At 66.4% G+C, this 23,560-nt stretch carries 21 protein-coding genes and 1 other RNA gene; 8 read left to right on the plus strand and 14 right to left on the minus strand.

What is annotated here, in order from left to right; translation table 11 throughout:
* The first annotated feature begins 97 nt into the window (after nucleotides 1–97).
* The 3 genes from ACQR1H_RS10470 to ACQR1H_RS10480 all read left to right on the plus strand — a co-directional run bounded on the left by ACQR1H_RS10470 (nucleotide 98) and on the right by ACQR1H_RS10480 (nucleotide 5,418).
* On the plus strand, nucleotides 98–1,294 hold the full coding sequence (locus ACQR1H_RS10470) for an efflux RND transporter periplasmic adaptor subunit (protein WP_315804844.1): 1,197 nt from the start codon (nucleotides 98–100) through the stop codon (nucleotides 1,292–1,294).
* A 6-nt stretch (nucleotides 1,295–1,300) separates the two neighbouring features.
* Nucleotides 1,301–4,456: a multidrug efflux RND transporter permease subunit gene (locus ACQR1H_RS10475; protein ID WP_434907512.1), complete on the plus strand. Its 3,156-nt coding sequence runs from the start codon at nucleotides 1,301–1,303 to the stop codon at nucleotides 4,454–4,456.
* Between the two features lie 368 nt (nucleotides 4,457–4,824).
* A complete protein-coding gene (locus ACQR1H_RS10480; RefSeq protein ID WP_434907513.1) occupies nucleotides 4,825–5,418 on the plus strand; it encodes an outer membrane protein in 594 nt (197 codons plus the stop codon).
* Between the two features lie 212 nt (nucleotides 5,419–5,630).
* On the opposite strand, the gene ACQR1H_RS10485 is transcribed toward ACQR1H_RS10480, so the two are convergent.
* The 10 genes from ACQR1H_RS10485 to tkt all read right to left on the minus strand — a co-directional run bounded on the left by ACQR1H_RS10485 (nucleotide 5,631) and on the right by tkt (nucleotide 16,052).
* Nucleotides 5,631–6,422, minus strand: coding sequence for an inositol monophosphatase family protein (locus ACQR1H_RS10485; protein WP_315804776.1), 792 nt, complete (start codon nucleotides 6,420–6,422; stop codon nucleotides 5,631–5,633).
* Between the two features lie 129 nt (nucleotides 6,423–6,551).
* Nucleotides 6,552–7,649 carry a tetratricopeptide repeat protein gene (locus tag ACQR1H_RS10490; RefSeq protein ID WP_316216505.1) on the minus strand — a complete coding sequence of 366 codons (1,098 nt, stop codon included), beginning with the start codon at nucleotides 7,647–7,649 and terminating at the stop codon, nucleotides 6,552–6,554.
* Nucleotides 7,650–7,659: 10 nt separating this feature from the next.
* Nucleotides 7,660–8,337: a thiamine phosphate synthase gene (locus ACQR1H_RS10495; RefSeq protein ID WP_316216506.1), complete on the minus strand. Its 678-nt coding sequence runs from the start codon at nucleotides 8,335–8,337 to the stop codon at nucleotides 7,660–7,662.
* On the minus strand, nucleotides 8,337–9,359 hold the full coding sequence (locus ACQR1H_RS10500; RefSeq protein WP_434881814.1) for a class I fructose-bisphosphate aldolase: 1,023 nt from the start codon (nucleotides 9,357–9,359) through the stop codon (nucleotides 8,337–8,339). Before ACQR1H_RS10500 ends, ACQR1H_RS10495 begins: the two co-directional genes overlap by 1 nt.
* A gap of 425 nt (nucleotides 9,360–9,784) precedes the next feature.
* On the minus strand, nucleotides 9,785–10,852 hold the full coding sequence (fba, locus tag ACQR1H_RS10505; RefSeq protein WP_315804780.1) for a class II fructose-bisphosphate aldolase: 1,068 nt from the start codon (nucleotides 10,850–10,852) through the stop codon (nucleotides 9,785–9,787).
* Nucleotides 10,853–11,046: 194 nt separating this feature from the next.
* On the minus strand, nucleotides 11,047–11,304 hold the full coding sequence (locus ACQR1H_RS10510) for a hypothetical protein (RefSeq protein ID WP_434846209.1): 258 nt from the start codon (nucleotides 11,302–11,304) through the stop codon (nucleotides 11,047–11,049).
* A gap of 45 nt (nucleotides 11,305–11,349) precedes the next feature.
* Nucleotides 11,350–12,540, minus strand: coding sequence for a phosphoglycerate kinase (locus ACQR1H_RS10515; protein WP_316177327.1), 1,191 nt, complete (start codon nucleotides 12,538–12,540; stop codon nucleotides 11,350–11,352).
* A 27-nt stretch (nucleotides 12,541–12,567) separates the two neighbouring features.
* A complete protein-coding gene (locus tag ACQR1H_RS10520) occupies nucleotides 12,568–12,711 on the minus strand; it encodes a hypothetical protein (protein WP_316216507.1) in 144 nt (47 codons plus the stop codon).
* A gap of 103 nt (nucleotides 12,712–12,814) precedes the next feature.
* A complete protein-coding gene (gene gap / locus ACQR1H_RS10525) occupies nucleotides 12,815–13,822 on the minus strand; it encodes a type I glyceraldehyde-3-phosphate dehydrogenase (protein ID WP_434863945.1) in 1,008 nt (335 codons plus the stop codon).
* A 244-nt stretch (nucleotides 13,823–14,066) separates the two neighbouring features.
* Nucleotides 14,067–16,052 (minus strand): transketolase, encoded by a 1,986-nt coding sequence (gene tkt / locus ACQR1H_RS10530; protein ID WP_434873344.1) that lies wholly within the window; start codon nucleotides 16,050–16,052, stop codon nucleotides 14,067–14,069.
* Nucleotides 16,053–16,320: 268 nt separating this feature from the next.
* Here tkt and ACQR1H_RS10535 point away from each other — a divergent pair, with 268 nt between their 5' ends.
* Nucleotides 16,321–16,671, plus strand: a complete 351-nt coding sequence (locus ACQR1H_RS10535; RefSeq protein ID WP_315804785.1) for a DUF4164 domain-containing protein — start codon at nucleotides 16,321–16,323, stop codon at nucleotides 16,669–16,671.
* Nucleotides 16,668–17,051 carry a cell division protein ZapA gene (locus ACQR1H_RS10540; protein WP_315804786.1) on the plus strand — a complete coding sequence of 128 codons (384 nt, stop codon included), beginning with the start codon at nucleotides 16,668–16,670 and terminating at the stop codon, nucleotides 17,049–17,051. The genes ACQR1H_RS10535 and ACQR1H_RS10540 overlap by 4 nt, the downstream gene beginning before the upstream one ends.
* Nucleotides 17,052–17,315: 264 nt before the next feature.
* Here the strand turns inward: ACQR1H_RS10540 and ACQR1H_RS10545 are convergent, their stop codons facing one another.
* Together ACQR1H_RS10545 and ACQR1H_RS10550 are read right to left on the minus strand one after the other, a co-directional pair.
* Nucleotides 17,316–17,711, minus strand: a complete 396-nt coding sequence (locus ACQR1H_RS10545) for an ester cyclase (RefSeq protein WP_434873343.1) — start codon at nucleotides 17,709–17,711, stop codon at nucleotides 17,316–17,318.
* A 65-nt stretch (nucleotides 17,712–17,776) separates the two neighbouring features.
* On the minus strand, nucleotides 17,777–17,980 hold the full coding sequence (locus ACQR1H_RS10550) for a hypothetical protein (protein ID WP_434907514.1): 204 nt from the start codon (nucleotides 17,978–17,980) through the stop codon (nucleotides 17,777–17,779).
* A gap of 211 nt (nucleotides 17,981–18,191) precedes the next feature.
* On the opposite strand from ACQR1H_RS10550, the gene ACQR1H_RS10555 reads away from it, so the two are divergent.
* Nucleotides 18,192–19,460: a serine hydrolase domain-containing protein gene (locus tag ACQR1H_RS10555; protein WP_434907515.1), complete on the plus strand. Its 1,269-nt coding sequence runs from the start codon at nucleotides 18,192–18,194 to the stop codon at nucleotides 19,458–19,460.
* Between the two features lie 8 nt (nucleotides 19,461–19,468).
* Complete coding sequence (locus ACQR1H_RS10560; protein ID WP_434907516.1) at nucleotides 19,469–20,110, plus strand: glutathione S-transferase family protein; 642 nt, start codon at nucleotides 19,469–19,471, stop codon at nucleotides 20,108–20,110.
* Between the two features lie 244 nt (nucleotides 20,111–20,354).
* On the opposite strand, the gene ACQR1H_RS10565 is transcribed toward ACQR1H_RS10560, so the two are convergent.
* Together ACQR1H_RS10565 and ACQR1H_RS10570 are read right to left on the minus strand one after the other, a co-directional pair.
* Complete coding sequence (locus ACQR1H_RS10565; RefSeq protein WP_315804791.1) at nucleotides 20,355–21,596, minus strand: TAXI family TRAP transporter solute-binding subunit; 1,242 nt, start codon at nucleotides 21,594–21,596, stop codon at nucleotides 20,355–20,357.
* A gap of 117 nt (nucleotides 21,597–21,713) precedes the next feature.
* On the minus strand, nucleotides 21,714–22,169 hold the full coding sequence (locus tag ACQR1H_RS10570; protein WP_315804792.1) for a DsrE family protein: 456 nt from the start codon (nucleotides 22,167–22,169) through the stop codon (nucleotides 21,714–21,716).
* Between the two features lie 1,123 nt (nucleotides 22,170–23,292).
* Between ACQR1H_RS10570 and ssrS the strand changes: the two genes are divergently transcribed.
* Nucleotides 23,293–23,454: non-coding RNA, 6S RNA (ssrS, locus tag ACQR1H_RS10575), on the plus strand.
* The last annotated feature ends 106 nt before the right edge of the window (nucleotides 23,455–23,560 follow it).

Below are 23,560 nucleotides of genomic sequence, written 5' to 3' on the forward strand. Positions count from 1 at the left end.
TTTTCTATGTTGCACGCAAGGCGAGCGCCAGAATGGCGCCATGACCGGGCCATCCGGTCGACTGGTTTTCATCATCATCGAGGGGGCTCCTCCACTCATGTCTCGTTTTCGCGCGTCGCTGGTCAGCAGTGCATTGATGCTCGCGGCCGCCGCGCCGCTGCTGGCCGGCTGCAACGACCCCATCCAGGCTCAGGCCTCCGCCAATGAGCAGATCGTCATCCCCGAGGTCGGCATCGTGACCGTCGAGCAGAAGGCGCGCGCGATCGTGCGCGAGCTGCCCGGCCGCATCGCGCCGACCCGCGTCTCCGACGTGCGCCCGCGCGTCTCGGGCATCGTCGTCGAGCGGCTGTTCCGTCAGGGCAGCGAGGTCAAGGCGGGTGATCCGCTCTATCGGATCGATCCGCGACCCTTCGAGGTCGAGATCCTGTCGAGCCGTGCGGCGCTGGCCAAGGCCGAAGCGGTGCATGAGCGCGCCGTGCAGCAGGCGAATCGCATCGCGCAGCTGTTCAAGGAGCGCGCGGCGCCAGCCGTCGAGAACGAGAAGGCGATCTCGTCGGAACGCGAGGCTGCGGCCGATATCGAGGCCCGCAAGGCCGATCTCGCGCGCGCCCAGCTCAATCTCGACTACGCGACCGTGCGCGCGCCGATCGACGGTATCGTCGGCGCGGCCCAGGTCAGCGAAGGCGCCATCGCGGTCCAGAACGAGACCTCGCTGGTCACGATCCAGCAGCTCGACCCGATCTATGCCGACTTCACCCAGTCTGTGAGCGAGCTGAACCGCCTGCGCCGCGCGTTCGAGTCCGGCGATCTCGACCAGATCTCGCCCGACGCGATCAAGGTCCGTCTCGTGCTCGACGACGGCACGCCGTACTCGATCCCGGGCAAGCTGTTGTTCTCCGACGCCAAGGTCGATGCCGCCACTGGTCAGGTCACCCTGCGCGGCGAGTTCGCCAATCCCAAGCGCGAGCTGCTGCCGGGCATGTATGTCCGCGTCCGCATCGAGCAGGGCATCGACAGCGACTCCGTCGGCGTGCCGCAGCAGGCGGTGCAGCGCAATGCGGCCGGCGGCTCCGAGGTCTACGTCATCCGCGACGACAACCGCGCGATCGCGAGGCCGATCCGCACCGGTCCGATCCAGGACGGCCTGGTGCTGATCACCGACGGTCTGCGCGCCGGCGACAAGGTCGTGGTCGACGGCTTCCAGAAGTTTGCCGCCGGCGACAGGGTCGCGCCGCAGGTCTGGACCGAGGTCAGCGCCGCGACGCAGCTCGAATCGAAGTCGACGTCGCGGTAAGTCGCCATGCCGAGCTTCTTCATCGACAGGCCGATCTTCGCCTGGGTGGTCGCGCTGTTCATCTGCCTGATCGGCGCGATCGCGATCCCGCTGCTGGCGGTGGCGCAATATCCGATCATCGCGCCGCCCTCGATCTCGATCTCGACCAGCTATCCCGGCGCGTCGCCCGAGAACCTCTACAACAGCGTAACGCGGCTGATCGAGGAGGAGCTCAACGGCGCCTCCGGCATCCTCAATTTCGAATCCACCAGCGACTCGCTCGGCCAGGTCGAGATCACCGCCAACTTCGTGCCGGGCACGTCGACCAACGACGCCTCGGTCGAGGTGCAGAACCGCCTCAAGCGCGTCGAGGCGCGGCTGCCGCGCGCGGTCATCCAGCAGGGCATCCTGGTCGAGGAAGCCTCGGCCGCGGTGCTGCAAATCATCACCCTGCAGTCGACCGACGGCAGCCTCGACGAGGTCGGCCTCGGCGACTTCATGATCCGCAACGTGCTCGGCGAAATCCGGCGCATCCCCGGCGTCGGCCGTGCCACGCTGTATTCGACCGAGCGCTCGCTGCGCGTCTGGCTCGATCCGGCCAAGCTGATCGGCTACGGTCTGACCGCCGACGACGTCACCAAGGCGATCGGCGCCCAGAACGCGCAGGTCGCCTCCGGCAGCATCGGCGCCGAGCCCGCGACGACCTCGCAGCGCACCTCGGCGCTGGTGCTGGTCAAGGGCCAGCTCGATTCACCCGACGAGTTCAGCGCGATCATCCTGCGCGCCAACCCCGACGGCTCGACGGTGCGGCTGCGCGACGTCGCGCGCGTCGAGATCGGCGGCCTCAGCTATCAGTTCAACACCCGCCTCAACGGCAAGCCGACCGCGGGTCTCTCGGTGCTGCTGTCGCCGACCGGCAATGCGCTGGCGACCGCTGGTGCGGTCGAGGCCAAGATGAAGGAGCTGTCGCGCTTCTTCCCCTCCAACATCACCTATGAGATTCCCTACGACATCACGCCGGTGGTGAAGGCGTCGATCAAGCGGGTGCTGATGACCCTGGTCGAAGCGGTCGTGCTGGTGTTCGTGGTGATGTTCCTGTTCCTGCAGAACATCCGCTACACCATCATTCCGACCATCGTGGTGCCCGTGGCGCTGCTCGGCACCTGCGCCACGCTGATGCTGGTCGGCTACTCCATCAACATGCTGACGATGTTCGGCATGGTGCTCGCGGTCGGCATCCTCGTCGACGACGCCATCGTCGTCGTCGAGAACGTCGAGCGCATCATGACCGAGGAGGGGCTGTCGCCGAAGGAGGCGACGCGCAAGGCGATGGGCCAGATCACCGGCGCCATCATCGGCATCACCCTGGTGCTGATGGCGGTGTTCGTGCCGATGGCGTTCTTCCCCGGCTCGGTCGGCATCATCTACCGGCAGTTCTCGGTCACCATGGTGGCGGCGATCGGCTTCTCGGCGCTGCTGGCGCTGTCGCTGACGCCGGCGCTGTGCGCGACCCTGCTCAAGCCGGTCACGGCCGGTCACGGTCACGCGAAGAAAGGCCTGTTCGGCTGGTTCAACCGCTTCATGGACAACAGCCGCAACCGCTACACCGGCGTGGTCGGCGGCGCGCTGAAGCGCACCGGCCGGCTGATGCTGATCTATGCGATCTTCCTGGTCGGGCTGACCTTCGCCTTCATCCGGTTGCCGGGCGGCTTCCTGCCGGTCGACGATCAGGGCTTCATCACGACGGACGTGCAGACGCCGGCGGACTCGTCCTACGCGCGGACGCAGGCGGCGGTGGAGGCGGTCGAGAGGTATCTCGCCAAGCGCGCGGGCATCGAGGACGTCACCTTCCTGACCGGCTTCAGCTATGCCGGCCAGGGCGTCAACACCGCGCAGGCCTTCATCTCGCTGAAGGACTGGTCGGAGCGCGGCAAGCATGACAGCGCCGCGGCGCTGGTCGCCGACATCAACCGCGATCTCGCCGGCCTGCGCGACGCCAAGATCACCGCGCTGCAGCCGCCGCCGATCGACAATCTCGGCAACTCCTCCGGCTTCAGCTTCCGCCTGCAGGACCGCGGCCAGAAGGGCTATGCCGCGCTGACCGCGGCCGCCGACCAGCTGATCGCCGAGGCCAATGCCAGCCAGGTGCTGCAGAAGGTCTTCATCGAAGGCCTGCCGCAGGGTCCCCAGGTCAATCTGATGATCGACCGCGAGAAGGCCGGTGCCTTCGGCGTCACCTTCGAGGACATCAACAACACGATCTCGACCAATCTCGGCTCGACCTACGTCAACGACTTCCCCAACCGCGGCCGCATGCAGCGCGTCGTGGTGCAGGCCGACCGCATCAGCCGCATGAACGCGGACGACATCCTCAACTACAGCGTCAAGAACGCCAAGGGACAATTGGTGCCGTTCTCGTCGTTCGCGACCATCCAATGGGCCAAGGGACCGACCCAGATCGCCGGCTTCAACTACTATCCGGCGATCCGCATCTCCGGCGAGGCCAAGCCGGGCTACACCTCGGGCGATGCGCTCAAGGAGATGGAGCGGCTCGCGGCCAAGCTGCCGCGCGGCTTCGGCTATGAATGGACCGGACAGTCGTTGCAGGAGAAGCTGTCGGGCTCGCAGGCGCCGCTGCTGCTCGGTCTGTCGGCGCTGGTCGTGTTCCTGTGTCTCGCTGCGCTGTACGAGAGCTGGACGATCCCGCTCGCGGTGCTCCTGACCGTGCCGCTCGGCATCCTCGGCGCCGTCGTCGCCGCCAATCTACGCGGCCTGTCGAACGACGTGTACTTCACGGTGGCGCTGATCACCATCATCGGCCTCGCCGCAAAGGACGCGATCCTGATCATCGAGTTCGCCAAGGATCTGCGCGCCCACGGCAAGCCGCTGGTCGCGGCGACGATCGAGGCCTGCTCCTTGCGTTTCCGCCCGATCATCATGACCGGCCTTGCCTTCGTCTGCGGCGTGCTGCCGATGTCGATGGCGACGGGCGCCGGCGGTGCCAGCCAGCAGGCGCTCGGCACCAACGTGATGGGCGGCATGATCGCGGTGGTGATCCTGGCGCTGCTGATGGTGCCGGTGTTCTTCGTCTCGGTGCAGCGCGTGCTCGCGGGCGATCGGGAGAAGACGGAGCCCGCGGCGGGGCGCGAGGTGTACGGGCCGCCGGCGCCGGCGAAGCCGTAGGCGATCGAATTACCTCGCTCGATCAAGCGAGCCGCAATCTCGCCAAGCCGTCGGTGCGCTCCCCTCCCCCTTGCGGGGAGGGGTTGGGGGTGGGGGTCCACCAGTCCCGCTCAATGTGATGAAATCTACTCCCATCCACGACGCCGCTCATTTGCTTGAGCGAGAAACGCAAGCCGCTTGCTCATTCGTGGGCGCCCGAAGATATGTTCCCTTATCGGCGTTCGGAGTTCGCGGACCCCCACCCCCGACCCCTCCCCGCAAGGGGTAGGGGAGAGCACCGCCGGCGCTGGGACATGATGCTGCAATCCCCGCGACTGGAGTTTCTTGGTCCGTCCGTGTATGCTGCGACGACACGTGACGGGTACGGCATGTCGATGGTCTCTCGCAAATCTGTTCTCGCGTTGGTGTTCGCTGGTCTCGGCACGACAGCCGCCCACGCCCAATCCGATCCTGTCAAATATTGGCTGCCGGGCTGGCCGGTCGGCTTCAGCGACTCCGGCAGCCTCGATTCCTACGGCGACTTTCCAAGCTTCACGGGCAGCGGCAAGGACAGCGGCTTCTTCGCGCGGCGCTACAGCGTGACGAACAATTGGGCGGCGCTTTCGGGAGTCGGCCTGAGCTCGAACATCGTCAATCGCTATGGGGCGCTCGGCTCGTACACCACCGAGGGCGCGCAATACGGCTACACGTTCAAGAGCGGGGTCAGCCTCTACGGCGGCTTCGACACGCTGAAATACAATCCCGGCCTGGGCGGCCCGTTCGCGACGTTCGACGGACGCTCGACGTCTACGCCGGCCTACGCGATCAACGGCGGCGTCGAGTTCAAGCCGACGTCCAATGTCAGCCTGTCGCTCGGCTTCAGCTACGCCGGCCAGTCGTCCGATCGCGTCGACAGCGACATCAACTCTCCGGCGCTGCCAGGTGCCACGCCGCAGGCCTTCACCAGCGGACGGCGATACTAGGCGCGGCCAGCCTCACCCTCGGTGTCGTCCCGGACAAGCGCGCGGCACGCGCGCGCAGATCCGGGACCCATACCCCCAGGGAGATGTGCTGGGCACGCCAGTCGAGGCATCTCAGTCAATCAGCACGGCCGGTGGCTATGGCTCCCGGCTCAAGGCCGGGACGACACCGAATGTGAGGCGAGCGCCGTGGCAATGCCACTCCACAAGGGAAACTACGCCGCCGCCTTCAGCACCTTCACCAGCTCGCGGTGGATGACCTCGTTGCCGCACACCACGTGCCCGGTCGCCAGCGCGTCCTCCTTGCCGTCGATGCCGGACACGGTGCCGCCGGCCTCGCGCACCAGGATCATGCCGGCGGCGATGTCCCAGGGCTGCAGGTCGCGCTCCCAATAGGCGTCGAAACGGCCGGCGGCGACGAAGGCGAGGTCGAGCGAGGCGGCGCCGAAGCGGCGGAGCCCTGCGACCTTGACCTGCAGCGAGGTCATCTCGCGCAGGAACAGCTGGTGATCGCCGCGGCCGATATGCGGCAGGCCGCAGGCGATGACGCATTCATGCAGCTGTTTGCGCGCGGCGACGCGCAGCCGCTGGTCGTTGAGGAACGCGCCCTTGCCGCGCTCGGCGATGTAGAGCTCGTCATTGGCGGGATTGTAGATCACGCCGGCGATCACGGTGTCCTCGCGCTGCAGCGCGATCGAGATCGCGAATTGCGGGATGCCGTGCAGGAAGTTGGTGGTGCCGTCGAGCGGGTCGACGATCCAGGTGTGCGACTTGTCGCTGCCTTCGCGCTTGCCGCCCTCCTCGCCGAGGAAGCCGTAGCCGGGCCGGGCCTTGGAGAGATCCTCGTAGAGCATCTCCTCGGCCTTCTTGTCGGCGCGGGAGACGAAATTGGCCGGCCCCTTCAGCGACACCTGCAGGTGCTCGATCTCGCCGAGATCGCGCTTGAGGTTGCGGCCGGCGCGGCGCGCGGCCTTGACCATGACGTTGATGAGGGCGGAATGGATCATGAGCTCGATGCGCTGGGCTGACCGCACCTCGCGGTGCGCGCCTTCCCCGGAAGCGGACGAAGGCGGGTGAAATGGCTGGCTGTGGGTGCCCTGCCGGGGCGGCCGCGTCAAGGCCGGATCAGCGGCCGATCACTTGATGGTGCCCAGCCAGTGCTTGGCGGCCTGTTCGCCCTTGGCGCGGTCTTCGGGGGGCATGTCGGCGAATTTCTCGTCGAGCTTGGGATCGCCCTTGCCGGCGGTCTTGGCCACCAGGTGCCATTTGTAGGCCTCGACCTTGTCCATCGGGGTGGCGATTCCATACAGCAGCACCCACGCCAGCCGGTTCTGGGCGACCGGGCTGTTCTGCCGCGCGGCCCGGCGCAGCAGCGCGATGGCCGCGGGCTGGTCCTTCGGCACGCCGGTGCCGTTGAACAGCGCGATGGCGTATTCGACCTCGGCGTCGATATTGTCGGCGATCGCGGCCGCCTTCAGCAATTGCGCGGCCTTTTCGAGGTCTTTCGGCACGCCGGTTCCTTCCTTGTAGAAGGTCGCCAGCGCGTATTGCGCCTCGGCATTGCCGGCATCCGCAGCCAGGCGCAGCAGCTCGGCCGAGCGCCTGAGGTCCTGCGGCAAGGTCTGGCCGTCGAGATAGAGCAGCGCGAGATTGTAGGCCGCCTTGGGCTCGCCGAGCTTGGCGGCGGAGGCCAGCAGCTTGACCGCCTCGAGCTTGTCGACAGGGCCGCCGCGCCCGGCCAGCCGCATCATCGCCAGCGCGAACATCGCCTCGCGGTCGCCGGCCTCGGCGGCCCGCTTGTACCAGATCGCCGCCTTTTCGTAATCGCGGCGGATGCCCTGGGCGTTTTCGTAGAGCTGGCCGAGCATCGCCATGGCCTTGGGATCGCCGGCCTGCGCCCGCGGCGTGGCGAGATCGAACGCGGTCTTGTACTGGCCGCGCTGATAGGCGCCGTAGACCAGGTCGACATTGGGATCATTGGTGGCGGGCGGTGGCGTCGCGGCCGGCGCTGGAGCGGCCGGCTTGGCCGACGGGGCGGGGGCCGGCTTCTTTGCCGCGGACGTTGCCGGCGGCTTGGCCTTCTCGGCCGCCTTCTCCGCCGGCCGTTCGACCGGCTTGGGCTTTTCCGCCGGGGCCGGCTGCAGGGCCGGCGGCGTCAACGAGATCTGCGCGCGTGCGCCCGGCATCGCCATGGCGAGCGCAGCAACGACACATGTCAGGCGCAGGATCGTCATCGGCCGCCGTTCAGCTCTGTCCTGGCGCGTCGGCTGGCGCGGCCGTATGGGCGCTGCGGATCGCGGTGCTGATCTCAGCAAGCGCCGCGGCCGGGCCGCGGGCGTCGTTCCAGACGAGGTCGTCGACCAGCACGAAATCGGCTCCCGCCGCGACGAAGTCCGCGGCCTCCTTGAGCGAGATCGCATAGCCGACGCAGGGCGGCTCGAACAGCTCCGCCCACCAGGCGAGGCGCTCGTTGACGGCATCCGGCGAGGGCCGCCGTCCCTGCGCATCGCGCTCGCCGAACAGCACATAGTCGGCGCCGAGCTCGCCGGCGCGCATCGAATCATGGCGTGTGGACAGGCCGCCGCAGCCGGCGATGCGGTCCGGCTTCAGGCCGGGCAGCGCCTCCTCCAGCGCGGCGATGCCGGTCAGGTGCGCGCCATCGGCGCCGGCGCGGGCGACGATGTCGGGATGGCCGTCGATCAGCAGCGCTGCGCCGGCGCCCTGGATCGCCGGCGCCAGCGTCTTGACCATCGTGATCATGCTGCGCGGATCGCTGTCCTTCAGCCGCACCAGCACCGCAGCGATGTCGGCGCTGGCGAGGATCTCGGGCAGGCCGGCGGCCAGCGCCGCCGCATCGGTCACGACCGGCGTTGCCAGATAGAGGCGCGGCGCGGGCCGCGCGGATGTCGTCTTGCCGGACACTAGGCGGCCTCTTTCTCGAGCGCTGCGGTCCACTGGCCGCGGCTGGCAAGCGCGTTCATGCGGGCGCGGTGGGTGAAGGCGCGCTGGCCGGCGGGGATGTTCGCCGCCCTGCCTGCCCATGCCTGCTGCGGCGCCGCCTGCAGCGCGCGGCCGTAGGAGAAGGTCAGCTTCCAGGGCAGCGGTCCGAGCCGGTTCATCGCGTCGAGATGCGCGGTCGCGCTCTCGTCGGATTGTCCGCCGGACAGGAAGGCGATGCCGGGCACCGCCGCAGGCACGCATTCCTTCAACAGTTGGACGGTCCTTTCGGCGACCTCCTGCACCCCGGCCTGGTCCGGCGACTGCTTGCCCGCGACCGCCATGTTGGGCTTCAGGATCATGCCTTCCAACGCGACGCGCTGGATGCGCAATTCACGAAACACCTCGTTCAGCACGCGGCGCGTGACGTCGAAGCAGCGACCGATGTCATGATCGCCGTCCATCAGCACCTCCGGTTCGACAATCGGCACGATGTTCGCTGCCTGGCACAGGGCGGCATAGCGGCCGAGCGCATGCGCGTTGACATGGATCGCTGTCATCGAAGGGATGTTGTCCTTGTCGATATCGATCACGGCCCGCCATTTGGCGAAGCGCGCACCCAGCGCGTAGTACGTCGCCAGCCGATCCGCAAGCCTGTCGAGGCCGACCGTGACCCGCTCGCCGGGGCAGCCGGACAGCGGCTGTGTTCCCTCATCGACCTTGATGCCGGGAATGGCGCCGGCCGCTTCGATCAGCTTCACCAGCGGGGTGCCGTCGGCGGCATGCTGCCGGATGGTTTCGTCATAGAGGATGACGCCGGAGATGAACGACATGCCCTCGCTGCGAAACAGCATCTCGCGATAGTCGCGGCGGTTCTGTTCGGTCGAATCGACCTTGATGGCATCGAAGCGCTTCTTGATCGTCCCGGTGGATTCATCGGCGGCGAGGATGCCCTTGCCCGGTGCAACCATGGCAAGGGCCGTGGTGTTCAGTGCGGAGAGATTCATGCTTGGCTCCAGACGCACCTGCCCTGCCCATCAAAATAGACGGTTCTCGGGCGGATGCCGAGCAAACATTGGCCGCCGGTGAGGCGGACTCTCGAAGAGGTGAAGGGGAGGTTGCTGATCGGAGCAAGCGATCACGTCACCGGTGGTCGGCTTCCCTCCCCCTTGCGGGGAGGGGTTGGGGGTGGGGGGCCACACGCACTGAACTCAGTGAGTTACGCGTTGAGATCGTAAGTGGTGAACGCTGTCGCGCGCACGCGTTCGGCCACTTCAATCGCAAGCGCGATGGTCGATATGCGCCTTCGATCTCATCACTGATAGTACGCCCCGGACCCCCCCGACCCCTCCCCGCAAGGGGGAGGGGAGCTTACCGCCGTTGCGGCGGCTGCTGGGGTCGAGAAGCTCAACGCAGCGCGGCGGCAGCTGCCTCACGCCACCTTCGGAGCCAGCTCGCCCTTGGCGTAGCGCTTGGCCATCTCGGCCGTGGTCAGCACGCGCTTGATCTTGGAGGCCTGGCCGGCGGTGTTGAACTCCTGCAGGCGCTGCTTGCACAGCTTGGCCATCGCCTCCATCGCCGGCTTCAGGTACTTGCGCGGATCGAATTCCTCCGGGTGCTCCGACAGAACTTTCCGGATCTGGCCGGTCATCGCCATGCGGTTGTCGGTGTCGATGTTGATCTTGCGCACGCCGTTCTTGATGCCGCGCTGAATCTCGCTGACCGGCACGCCCCAGGTCGGCTTCATCCTGCCGCCATAGGCGTTGATGATCTCCTGCAGGTCCTGCGGCACCGAGGACGAGCCGTGCATCACGAGATGCGTGTTCGGCAGCTTGCGATGGATCTCCTCGATCACGTTCATGGCGAGGATGTCGCCGTCGGGCTTGCGCGTGAATTTGTAGGCGCCGTGCGAGGTGCCCATCGCGATCGCGAGCGCGTCGACCTGGGTCTCACGCACGAACTTCACGGCCTCGTCCGGGTTGGTCAGCAGCTGGTCGTGCGACAGCTTGCCTTCGGCGCCGTGGCCGTCCTCCTTGTCGCCCATGCCGGTCTCGAGCGAGCCGAGCACGCCGAGCTCACCCTCGACCGAGATGCCGCCGAGATGCGCCATGGTGGCGACCGTCTTGGTGACGCCGACATTGTAGTCCCAGTCAGCCGGCGTCTTGCCGTCGGCCTTCAGTGATCCGTCCATCATCACCGAGGTGAAGCCGGACTGGATCGCGGTCATGCAGGTGTCGGGACCGTTGCCATGGTCGAGATGCACGCACACCGGAATGTGCGGATAGATCTCGGTGACCGCGTCCATCATGTGCTTGAGCATGACGTCGTTGGCATAGGAGCGGGCGCCGCGCGAGGCCTGGATGATCACCGGAGCGTCGACCGCATTGGCCGCCTCCATGATCGCCAGTGCCTGCTCCATGTTGTTGATGTTGAAGGCCGGGACGCCGTAGTCATTTTCCGCCGCGTGGTCGAGCAATTGACGCAACGTGATACGAGCCATGGCTGGAACTCCCTGATTAAGAATTGGACCGTGCGGCAGGATGCGCACGTGTCGAAACTGCTGCACCGTGCATAACGCGGTGGTCGGGAGATTCCAAGGGTTGCGGGCGACGCAGGCCACCAGACCGCGCTGTCAGCGGCCATTCATAGGTTATCAGCCAAATCCGTCGCAACGGACAGCACGTAAGAGCTGGCTCAGCTCTTCCTGGCTTCGAGAGCCGCGATGCGCTCCTCGACCGCACTGACTCGCTCGTCGAAGTCGCTGGCGGCCGCGCGCATCATGACCAGCATGCCGGCGGAATCACGCCGCTGCTTGCGGATCAAGGTTTCCAAGCTATCGAGCCGCGTCTCGGTCGATTGTCTGAACTGTCCAAACTCCGATCGGAACGCAGCAATGCTCTCCTGAATCTTGATCAGGATCGAGTGCACGGCGTCTGTCGGAGTGTCAGCCATGAATGGAACATAACAGAAACATCCATGGCCGACAAGCTCTGAGGATCAGGCCTTCAGCACTTCCACGCCCGGCAGCGGCTTGCCTTCCATCCATTCCAGGAAGGCGCCGCCGGCGGTCGAGACGTAGCTGAAGTCGGCGGCCACGCCGGCCTGGTTGAGGGCCGCGACGGTATCGCCGCCGCCGGCCACCGAGACCAGCTTCTTGGTCTTGGTGCGTTCCGCTGCGTGCTTGGCGGCGACCATCGTGCCGCGGTCGAACGGCGTCAGCTCGAAGGCGCCGAGCGGACCGTTCCAGACCAGCGTCGCGGCATCGTCGATCGCGGCATGGATGCGTGCGGTCGATTGCGGGCCGACATCGAGGATCATGCTGTCCGGCGGGATCGCGTCGAGGCCATAGGCGAAGGACGGCGAGTTGGCTGCGAAGTGATAGGAGACGGTCGCGTCCACCGGCAGGATGATGGCGCAGTTCGAGGCTTCCGCCTTCTCCATGATCCTGAGCGCGGTCGCTGCCAGATCCTTCTCGGCCAGGGACTTGCCGATCTGCACGCCCTGGGCATGCAGGAAGGTGTTGGCCATGCCGCCGCCGATCACCAGCGCATCGACCTTGGTGACGAGGTTCTCCAACAGGTCGATCTTGGTCGAGACCTTGGCGCCGCCGACGATCGCGATCACCGGCTTGGCCGGGCGGCCCAGCGCCTTGTCGAGCGCGTCGAGCTCGGCCTGCATGGTGCGGCCGGCATAGGCCGGCAGCTTGTGGCCGAGGCCCTCGGTCGAGGCATGGGCGCGGTGCGCGGCGGAGAAGGCGTCGTTGACCCAGATGTCGCCGAGCTTGGCGAGCTCGGCCACGAAGGCCGGATCGTTCTTCTCTTCCTCTTTGTGGAAGCGCGTGTTCTCCAGGCACAGCACGTCGCCGTCCTTCATCGCGGCGATGGCGGTCGCCGCCGGCTCGCCGATGCAGTCGTCGGCAAAGGCGACCGGGCGCTTGATCACTTGCGAGAGCGCGGCGGCGACCGGCTTCAGCGAGTCCTTGGCGTCGCGGCCCTTCGGCCGGCCGAAATGCGCGAGCAGGATGACCTTGCCGCCCTTGGTGGCGAGCTCATTGATGGTCGGCGCGACGCGCTCCAGGCGCGTGGCGTCGGTGACGTGGCCATTCTCCATGGGGACGTTGAGATCGACGCGCAGCAGCACGCGCTTGCTCTTGGGATCGACGTCGTCGAGGGTGCGGAATTGTTTCATTGAAGCCACCGTAAAACGAGGGACTAATCAGTGGTGATTATATCCGTCGGTGTTTTCCGGCGGATGGCCTTCCTGCTTCGTCGTCACCCGCATGCCTTGGCGGAAGCCATAGGCAATCAAGCCAATCAGCAGCAGCGCCCCGGGGATTCCGAGCCAATTAGGAAGGGTCATGGCGCTTCCTCAGCCGTCATTCCGGAGCGGTCCGAGGACCGCAGCCGGAATCTCGAGATTCCGGGTTCGATGCGGCGCATCGTCCCGGAATGACTGAAGAGAGTTACAGCAGCTTGCCCATCGCGACGGCGGTGTCGGCCATGCGATTGGAGAAGCCCCACTCGTTGTCGTACCAGGACATCACGCGCACGAGGTTGCCGTTCATGACCTTGGTCTGGTCCATGTGGAACGTCGACGAGTGCGGGTCGTGGTTGAAGTCGATCGAGACGTTGGGCGAATTGGTGTAACCGAGCACGCCCTTGAGCTCCTGCTCGGCGGCGCGCTTGATCGCCTCGTTGATCTCCTTCGGCTCGGTGTTGCGCTTGGCGACGATCTTGAGATCGACCACCGAGACATTCGGCGTCGGCACGCGGATCGCGACGCCGTCGAGCTTGCCCTTCAGCTCCGGCAGCACCAGGCCGATCGCCTTGGCGGCGCCGGTCGAGGTCGGGATCATCGACATCGCCGCCGCGCGGCCGCGATAGAGATCCTTGTGCATGGTGTCGAGCGTCGGCTGGTCGCCGGTGTAGGCGTGGATCGTGGTCATGAAGCCGGTCTCGATGCCGACCGTGTCGTTCAGCACCTTGGCGACCGGCGCCAGGCAGTTGGTGGTGCAGGAGCCGTTGGAGACGACCAGGTGATCCCTCGTCAGCGTGGTGTGGTTGACGCCGTAGACGATGGTGGCGTCGGCGCCGTCGGCCGGGGCCGATACCAGCACGCGCTTGGCGCCGGCGGTCAGGTGCGCGGAGGCCTTGTCCTTGGAGGTGAAGATGCCGGTGCATTCCAGCGCGATGTCGACGCCGAGATCCTTCCACGGCAGCTTCGACGGATCACGCTCGGCGGTGACCTTGATCTTGCCCTGGCCGATATCGATCGTGTCGCCGTCGACGGTCACGGTGTGCGGGAAGCGGCCATGCACGCTGTCGAAGCGCAGCAGGTGGGCGTTGGTCTCGACCGGGCCGAGATCGTTGATGCCGACCACCACGATGTCCTTGCGGCCCGATTCCGCGATGGCGCGCAGAACGTTGCGGCCGATGCGGCCAAACCCGTTGATCCCGACCCGGACTGCCATTTTCGTCTCCTTCAATGACGTTTATCGTTCAATGACGTTTCTCGTCCCTCGTAGCCGGCCCCTGGCAAGGGCTCTACGAGGGTTTGGACCTGTTGACGCCCGGTTCTGCCGGGCGGGAGCGGACGATATGGCCCTTTCGTAGTCCTTTTTTTGCGCTCGCTCAACCGTCGCGAATCAGGGATCCGCCGGCGCGGCTGTCCGGTCGCTCAGACGTGATGGACGGCCGCGCGGGGGACCGAAGGCCTTACGCCAGCCGCTGTACGGCGGCCTCGACAGCCGCCTCGGCGGTGATGCCGAAATGCTTGTAGAGCTCCTTGGCCGGGCCGCTCTCGCCGAACGAATGCATGCCGATGAAGATGCCATCCTGGCCGATGACCGCGTCCCAGCCCCAGCGCACCGCGGCCTCGATGGCGATCTTGACCGGCGCCTTGCCGATGATCGCGGCCCGGGTCTCGGCCGGCTGCTCCAGCAGCAGCTCGAGCGACGGCACCGAGACGACGCGGGCTGGGATGCCACGCTCGGCGAGCTGCTTCTGCGCGGCGACCGCGATCTCGACCTCCGAGCCGGTGGCGAACAGCGACACCTTGGCTTCGCCTTGCGCCGCGACCAGCTCATAGCCGCCGCGGCCGCAGGGATTGTCCGCCGGCGCGGACGTGCGCAGTTGCGGCAGGTTCTGCCGCGTCAGCGCCAGCACGGTCGGGCCGTTGGTGCGGTTCAGCGCCAGCTCCCAGCACTCGGCGGTCTCGACCGCGTCGGCCGGGCGGAAGACGCGCATGTTCGGCATCGCGCGCAGCGCGGCGAGATGCTCGACCGGCTGATGCGTCGGGCCGTCCTCGCCGAGGCCGATGGAGTCGTGAGTCAGCACGTAGACGACGCCGGCGCCCATCAGCGCCGACAGGCGCATTGCGCCGCGCGCGTAGTCCGAGAACACCAGGAAGGTGGCGCCGTTCGGCGCGAAGCCGCCATGCAGGAAGATGCCGTTCATGCACGCCGCCATGCCGTGCTCACGGATGCCGTAATGGATGAAGCGGCCCTTCGGCGTCTTGGCCGAGAACGAGGTCGCGGACTTCGCCTTGTTGTTATTGGAGCCGGTGAGGTCGGCCGAGCCCGCCACGAACTCGAACGGCATCGCTGCGGCGATCACCTCGATCGCGGCCTCCGAGGACTTGCGGGTGGCGACGTTGAGCGGGGTCTCCAGCAGCGCCTTCTTGTGGTCCTTCAGCGCCTTCGCCAGCGACGCCGGGCGCTCGTGGCGCAGCCGGCGCTCGAACTCGGCGCGCTTGCGCGGGCCCATCTCGCCGAGCCGGGTCTCCCACTCCGTGCGCGCAGCCGCGCCGCGGCGGCCGGCCTCGCGCCAGGCGGCGAGCACGTCGTCGGGCACCGAGAACGGCTCCAAGGAGATGCCGAGCTTCTCCTTGGCGCCCTTCAGCTCTTCTGCTCCCAGCGCCTCGCCATGCACCTTGGAGGTGCCGGCCTTGGTCGGCGCGCCATAGCCGATCGTGGTCTTGCAGGCGATCAGCGACGGCTTGGAGGACTTCTGCGCCCGCGCGATCGCGGCGGCAATCGCCTCGGGATCATGGCCGTCGATCAGCTCGGCGGCCCAGCCGGCCGACTTGAAGCGCTTCACCTGGTCGACCGAGTCGGCGATCGACAGCGGGCCGTCGATCGAGATGCCGTTATCGTCCCACAGCACGATCAGCTTGTTGAGCTTCCAGTGCCCGGCCATCGCGATCGCTTCCTGGGAGATGCCCTCCATCAGGTCGCCGTCGGAGGCCAGCACATAGGTGTGATGGTCGACGATCTTCTTGCCGTACTCGGCCTGGAGCATCTTCTCGGCCAGCGCCATGCCGACCGCGGTGGAGATGCCCTGGCCGAGCGGGCCGGTGGTGGTCTCGATGCCCTTGGTGCGGAAATTCTCCGGATGGCCGGGGGTGAGCGAATCGACCTGGCGGAAGCGCTTGATCTGGTCGAGCGTCATCTCCTCGTTGCCGGTCAGATACAGCAGCGCGTAGAGCAGCATCGAGCCGTGGCCGGCCGACAGCACGAAGCGGTCGCGGTCCGGCCAGGCGGGCGCCGCGGCATCGAATTTCAGCACGCGGGTGAACAGCACGGTGGCGACGTCGGCGGCGCCCATCGGCAGGCCGGGATGGCCCGATTTCGCCTTTTCGACGGCATCCATTGCGAGCGCGCGGATGGCGTTGGCCATGCGGGAATGATCGACCTGCGTCATGCTGGAATCCGTCCAAACGTGAAATGCTGATGACAGGGACGCCGCCGGTATTGCTGGCGGGCCGGGATTTTGCGGGCTGATTAGCACCTCGGTTCCGGGAATCAAAGGCAATGCAACGTCCCGGACGTCCCAAAAGTTGCTTAGTAGTGCATAGTTTCGGCCGAGCGTTGCGCTTGGCTCGCCCAGCACGTAAGATTTTGCCCGTAACCGCTTGCCGGACAGCGCTTTTGTCGCGTCCCGCTTGCTCCGAGGGCCTCGCATCCGCGCCATGAACGATCACCCTGCCAATCTTGCCGGCCAGGTGGAACCCGGCGCCGCCGATCTCGAGGCGGCGACGCGGCGACTGATGACGGCACTCGACGCGCTGGAGAGCGCGGTCGAGCGGCGGCGTGAGGCGGATCGTGACGAGGACGAGCTGGCGACGCGCATCCAGGCGCTCGGCGCCGACCGCTCGCGTCTCGCCGACGAGCTCGACGGCTCCCTGATGAAGACGCGCCGGCTCGAGCGCACCAATCGCGAGATCGCCGAACGTCTGGACACCGCGATCGGCACCATCCGCGCCGTGCTCGCTGGCGGCGACGGGCAGGGCGCCGCTGAAGACGATGAGGACGAGGAATGAGCCACATCAACGTCACCATCAACGGCCGCCAATATCGCATGGCGTGCGAGGAGGGCCAGGAGCTCAGGCTGCTGAAGCTCGCGGAGAGTCTGGAATCGCGCATCACCAATCTGCGCGGCAAGTTCGGCGAGATCGGCGACGCCCGCCTGACCGTGATGGCTGCGCTCACCGTGTGCGATGAGCTGATCGACGCCAATCAGCGCGTGCAGATGCTGGAGCAGGAGCTGGAAGGCCTGCGCAACGTGCGCAACCAGGCGAGCGACCGCGCCCGCGCCACGCAAGTCGCGGTGGCCAAGGCGCTGAACGCCGCCGCCGAGCGCATCGAGCGCACGACGCAGGTGCTCAACCGGACCATCGGTGGCGGGGTGGCGATCGGATAGGGCGGAACTAACAAGTCAGTCCTAGTGCAGTCAACGTGGACCGCCTCATTTCGCGGTGCTTATGAGTGTGCCCTCGCCCCTTGTGGGAGAGGGCATGTATGACAGTGCGGCGAGCGCGGTTGGGTGAGGGGTCTCTCGCGGCGAGCGTTGTTCGTGGAGAGAAACCCCTCACCCAACCGCGTGCGTGGATAGGCCGGCGATGCCCTCTCCCACAAGGGGCGAGGGCGCTGTATCTGAGAGCACGCTCTTCCTTCGCAGCCTCACTCACGCTCGCGCGAGTTGCGCCTCGATGGCGGCCTTGTCGATCACCGACCATACTTCCGCGATCCTGCCGTCGCGGAATGCGTAGAACACGTTCTCCGTGAAGGCGACCCGCCGGCCGTTGACCGGCAGCCCGAGGAACGCGCCACGCGGCGTGCAGTCGAACTCCAGCCGGCTTGCGACGCGAGGCGGGTCGGACAGCAGCAGGCCGATGTTGAAGCGAAGGTCGGGGATATCGGCGAAGTTTCCCACCAGCATATCGCGATAGCCGTTGAGCCCGAGCTGCCGGCCGTTGTGAACGACGTGGTCGTGCACGAAATCGCCGAGCACCGGCCATGCCTGCGCATTCAGGCACACGATGTAGGCGCGATAGTGATTGGCGAGCTCGGGTCCGGTCATGGCGCTGCGTCCGTTCGAGACGAGAGCAGGCAACCTCTCGCACCGGCAACGGTTCCGAACAGGGATCAAAGACCTTCTATGATCAATGCGATGGCTTCCAACGGCAATGCCGCACCTACTGCGCCGATGACCAGACCGACGAGGCCGAGGACGACGGCACCGATCCAGCCGCCCGAATGAAAGCCGACGGTTGCACCGACGAAGGCTCCCGTCGCAAGCGTACAGATGGCCCAGAGCGTGTGAAGGATGAGTCCGATCGTCCTCAGCATGCGTGATATCGCCTGTCAGCGGTCTCACCCGTCCCCTTCCGATGGGTCGCGCGGAGACGCCATTGTGCGGCAGCGAAGCCGATCACGTCATCGCGATGTGTTCGTGTTGCGAGCGCTTGTCGTTCTTTCCCATGTCCTCTACCCATTGGTCAGGCGGAGCGATCGAATCCCGCGAGACAAGCGGGATCATCCGCGCATCAGGGAGGTGCCCATGAAGACGCTGCTCAAGGCGGCCGTAGCCACAGCCTTCACCATGATCATCACGCAGCTCGCCGCCGCGCCCCTGCCGGAGGCCAGGCCCGACGAGGTCGGCTTCTCGCAAGATGGCCTGGCGCGCATGGATGATTTCTTCGCCCGCGAGATCGCGGCCAAGCGCGTCCCCGGCGCGGTGGTGGCGATCGCGCGTGACGGCAAGCTCGTGCACTACAAGGCCTACGGCCAGCTCGATCCGGTGAAGGGCACGCCGATGCCGCTCGACGCGATCTTCGCCCTGGCCTCGATGACCAAGCCGATGACCGCGGTGGCGGGGCTGACGCTGATGGAGCAGGGGCGACTGCCGTTGCAGGCCAGGCTCGCCGACTACTATCCGGCCTTCGCCGACATGAAGGTCGGCGTCACCCAGGAGAACGGCGCGCTGCTGCTGGTGCCGCAGGCCCGCCCCATCCTGATCCACGATCTCTACCGCCACACTTCGGGCCTGATGTATGGCGGCCGGCCGGACAGCTCGAGCCCGGTGGCGCGGCTCTATCCCGACGGCACCGCGCCTGCGATCGAGGGCGACACCCAGGCCTTCATCGAGCGCATCACCAAGCTGCCGCTGGCGCACCAGCCTGGCACGCAGTTCGAATACGGCTTCTCCATCGACGTGCTCGGCGCGGTGATCGAGAAGGTCAGCGAGCAGCGGCTCGGCGAATATCTTTCAGCCAATGTCTGGAAGCCGCTCGGCATGGTCGACGCGACCTTCGCGCCAACCGACGCACAACGCCCGCGGCTGGCGCATCCGTTTCCGAACAATCCGCTGACTGGCAAGCCGCAGGCGATCAAGCTGCTGGATACGTCGACGAAGTCGGACTGCGGCGGCGCCTGCTCCTTCGCCACCATCGGCGACTACGTCCGCTTCGGCCAGATGCTGCTCAATGGCGGCGAGCTCGATGGCGCGCGCATCCTGAGTCCGAAGACGGTGCACCACATGACCTCCAACCATCTCGGGCCGGAAATCAAGAACACCGTCGCCAATGTCGAGCCGCATCGCGCCGGCTTCAGCTTCGGGCTCGGCGTCGCGGTGCGCGTCAGCGAGGGCCTCTCGGCCGTGCCCGGCAATCCCGGCGAGTTCAGCTGGAACGGCGCCTATGGCACGCAGTTCTTCTGCGACCCGAAGGAGCGCCTCGTCGTGGTGGTCGGCACCGCGGCGCCCGGCGACCTGCGCAAATATTATCGCGAGCAGGTGCAGGACATCGTGTACGGCGCGATGGTGAGGTAAGATAGCGCATGCTGACAGTCCATCATCTGGGGAAGTCCCAATCCGAGCGCATCGTCTGGCTCTGCGAGGAGCTGGCGATCCCATACGAGCTGAAATGCTACACGCGCGACGCCAGGACGGTCCTGGCGCCCGCGGAGTACAAGGCGCTGCACCCGATCGGCGCCGCGCCGGTCATTACCGACGGCGATCTGGTGCTCGCCGAATCCGGCGCCGTTGTCGACTACATCATCTGCAAATACGGCCAGGGCCGGCTGCGGCCAGGCCCCGATGATCCGAACTTCGCGCCATTCCTCTACTGGTTCCACTTCGCCAACGGCACCTTGCAGGCGGCGATGGGCCGGCTGATGATCCTCAACCGTCTCGATCTGCCCGACGACAATCCCATGCTCGGCGCGATGCGGGGGCGGGTCGATCGCGCCTTCGCGGCCGTCGAGGCGCGCTGCGGCGAGGCGGACTACCTGGCGGGGCCGGCGCTCACCACCGCCGACATCATGACCGTGTTCTCGCTGACGACGATGCGCTTCTTCCTGCCTTACGATCTCAGCCCCTTCCCCGACATCCGCGCCTATCTGTCACGCATCGCCGCCCGCCCGGCCTATCAGCGGGCGATGGAGAAGGGCGATCCGGGGATGAAGTTGTTATTGAGTTGATTGCAAGCAAGTTTGCGCGATCGCTCGCGCGGCTGGCTCGGTGTACCTCGCCCCGCTTGCGGGGAGAGGTCGGATTGCATCGTCAGATGCAATCCGGGTGAGGGGGTACAGGGTCTCACCAAGGACGCTCCCTGCGCGTCTGCCCCAACTCACACTTCCCGTGTGGCGGCCGCTCACCCCAACCCTCTCCCCGTAAGAACGGGGAGAGGGAGCCGACTGCCCGAGCCGCTATTGGCGGTCCCCCTCATCTCTGCCGCTTGCGGCTCCAGTCCAGGAACGAGCGATACAGCTCCTCCTTCTCCGCCTTCGAGGTCGGCGCCTTGGCCTGCGATTCGAGAAACGCCTCGAAGCGGTCCTGTTGCGAGAGACCGCCGGTCGCGGCGGGCGCCAGGCCGACATTGGCCTCCTTCTTCATCCGTTCCAGCACGGCGTCGACATACGGATAGCGCTGCCAGCCCGGCACCTGGGCCTCGAGATTGAGATCCTTCCAGCCCGGATGGAACGGCGGCTGCTGCAGCCGCGCGAGGTTGGTGAACAGCGTGTCGACGAAGCGGTTGACGCGGTCGGCGCGGTCGCTGCCCGGCTTCCAGTTGTAGACGGCCAGCACCGACGGCACGGCGATGGTTTCCACGGCGGTGTCAGGTGCGACCAGCCCTGGATAGGTGTCGGCCTTGATGCTGGTCGGATAGTAGAAATCCGAGAATTGCTGCGTGTACGGCACCGGCACGAAGTGGAATCCGGGATCCGCCTTCTTGCCGCTGAACAGCTCGCCGGGCTTGGAGGCGACATAGACCATCGCGGCGATCTCGCCCTTGTGCAGCTTCTCCAGCGCGACAGGGCCACCGACCGCGACCGGCTCTATGTCGATGCCGAGGCGCCGGAAGATCAGCGGGCCGGTGTGGGCGGCGGCGACGCCCGCCGTGCCCACCGCGACCTTCTGGCCCTTCAGGTCCTGCAGCGTCTTGAACTCGTCGCGCGCATAGATGTGCACGTCGGAGATGAAGAAGCGCAGCACGTAGCGGATGCGGTCGTTGATGTTGGAAAGACCGGCCTGCCTGGCGTAGAAGTCGAAGGCGTCGGCATAGGTGATCGCGACGTCGACGCCGCGCAGATAGAGCAGGTCGGCGATGTTCGAGGTGGTGCCGCGCGTCACCATCGGGATCAGGCGCATGTTGTCGCCATCGTCCATCGTCCGCGCCATCTCGCTGGCGAAGCGCACGAAGCCGCCGTCGGGCAGGCCCGCGGCCAGGCCGACGGTCCATTGGTTCATGCGCGTCTTGATGGCGGCTTCGTCCGAGGCGCTCCGCGGCTCGCGGGACTCTGAGACCCGAGGCTCGACGGTCCGCCGTTCCGACGCGCGCGCAGGCTTGATCGAGAGCGGAGCGGCGGACTGCTCTTGCGCGCGCACCGCGCCGACGGGGGTGAGCAAGGCAGCCGAAAGCGTTGCCAGCGCCAGCAGCGCCGGCCGGGCGAGTACTCTGTGCATGTGACTAGTCCCCGATCGCGTCTGCTCGCCATTCCCCCGAGCAGACTGATGACACAGATCAATCCAAGATCGTATCTCAATGAGCCCTAAACCTGGCAGTTTTGGGGCAAGAACTACTTAAGGTTTCAGGTAGCTCCAGCCGCTCTCCTGCAATTCCATCAGCCTCACTGCGCCCGAGGGCACCAGGCTCGCTTCGGCGACGATCGCAATCGGATGTCCTTCGCGTTTCTCCATGCCGCGCTTGGTGATGTTGCAGGCGGAGAATTTGATCTTGGCGGGAAAGCTCAGCTCGGCGATCTGCTTGAGCCGGTCCTTCACCGGCGAGGTATCCTCGCGCAGCATGTTCAGCCCGGGTCCATAGGTGACGAGCTCGATCTCGACCTCCTCGCCCTTCTCCTTGAACGTCTCCATGATGTTGGTGGCGTTGTTGAGCGCCAGATTCATGATCGCCGGATCGTTCTGATCGACCTGGATCGCGACGCGATGGATCTTGACGTCGGCGGCGAGGCCCGCTCCAGCCGGCGCGATCAGCAGCGCGCAGGCGGCCATGACAGTTGTGAGATTGAAGCGCATGCCAGGACTCCGATGTACGATACAGGGCATTGGGATGTGGGCATGATCTGCCACAACCTCAGCTCCCAGTCGATGGGCCTGAATCGTGGCAAGACTATGCGCTGCCGCGGGAGCGCCGTGATGCGGCGAGGAGGGCGGTGATGATGACGGCAATGCCGGAGATGAGAGGGATGGCTGGCATTGATGTGGATGACGATTGGGATTGAAGAGGCGCGATGACCTCCGCCGTCGCCAAGCCCGCCGCTATTTGGTTGCGTCTCGCACCCTCGCCGGATGGATGCCTCTCCGCCAACTGCTTTCCTCTGCCGCACGACGGGCAATCCGCGCATACGCGCCCTGCGCAAACTGCCCGTCGCGTTACGATGTCGCAGGCTGCGTCACTTGTCTCGTCGGGCAAATCAGGCGGATGCTTCCGCTCGTCCTGCTGCCGCATGAGGGGCGTGTCGCGACCGTCACGAGACGTTGGCAGTGGGATGCGATGGGCGTGGATTGCCGCAGCGTGAGTCACATCGCGCGGACGAACGGCGATGCACGTACGGTCAAGTCGCGTGGTCCTGACACCCCGATGCTGGTGTTCCCTTTGCGACGACGCTTGAGGCGTCGCGCGGAGCATGGTGGCCAACAAGCCCGGCGCACCAGGGAGATCGCGAAGCAGCCGTTCCAACCGTCGCGCAGGGAAGGCCGGGTGTTTCCGGCTGCACCTGTGGTACCTGCCGCCTGCATTTTTTGAGCAGGCGGGCCACGGGCGTCAGCCGACGCCCGGCCTTCCCTGCGCCCTCTGTTCGAAAGAGGGTGAACCAACCGAACAGCTCGGACGCGATCAGCGCCGCGAGGAGGCGAAGCCATGGCCGACGCCGAATCCACCGTGATCTGCACTGGAATGAAAGGCCCCGCGGCAATCGGCTCAGCAGGGATCAGCCCGGCTGCCGCCACCTCACCGCTGTCGTCGCCCGCGAAAGCGGGCGATCCAGTACGCCGCGGCCTCTCGGCTGAGCCACTGCCGTCACGGCGGACTGGGTCGCCCGGTCAAGCCGGGCGACGACACCGAGGATGGGCGACGGCGTCCCGTCCCAATCCGTCGGCACCGCTGGCAAAATCACCCCGCCATGGTTACATTGCGCCGGCGAGGCTGCGACGCGCGTCCGGAACCAACATATCCCCGGGGCCTTATCGATCCTTTAGGGAACTGTCCCTGGCCAGGTCCGTGGACCTGGACATATGGTGCCCACCTACTTTCGTAGGGAACTCCGGGATCGAGCGTTTCAACGGCGATTGCGGCTTCGCGCTTGTCTCTCTCCTCTTTGTATCTCTCCTCTGTCCCCTTGATTGCCGACCTGCTGCGTTTCTGAGAACGTTGGAGTGCCCGCGTCCGCGCGCTCTTGACGGAGGTC

Origin of the sequence: Bradyrhizobium sp. HKCCYLRH2015 (assembly GCF_051168215.1) — a bacterium.
Taxonomy (GTDB): domain Bacteria; phylum Pseudomonadota; class Alphaproteobacteria; order Rhizobiales; family Xanthobacteraceae; genus Bradyrhizobium.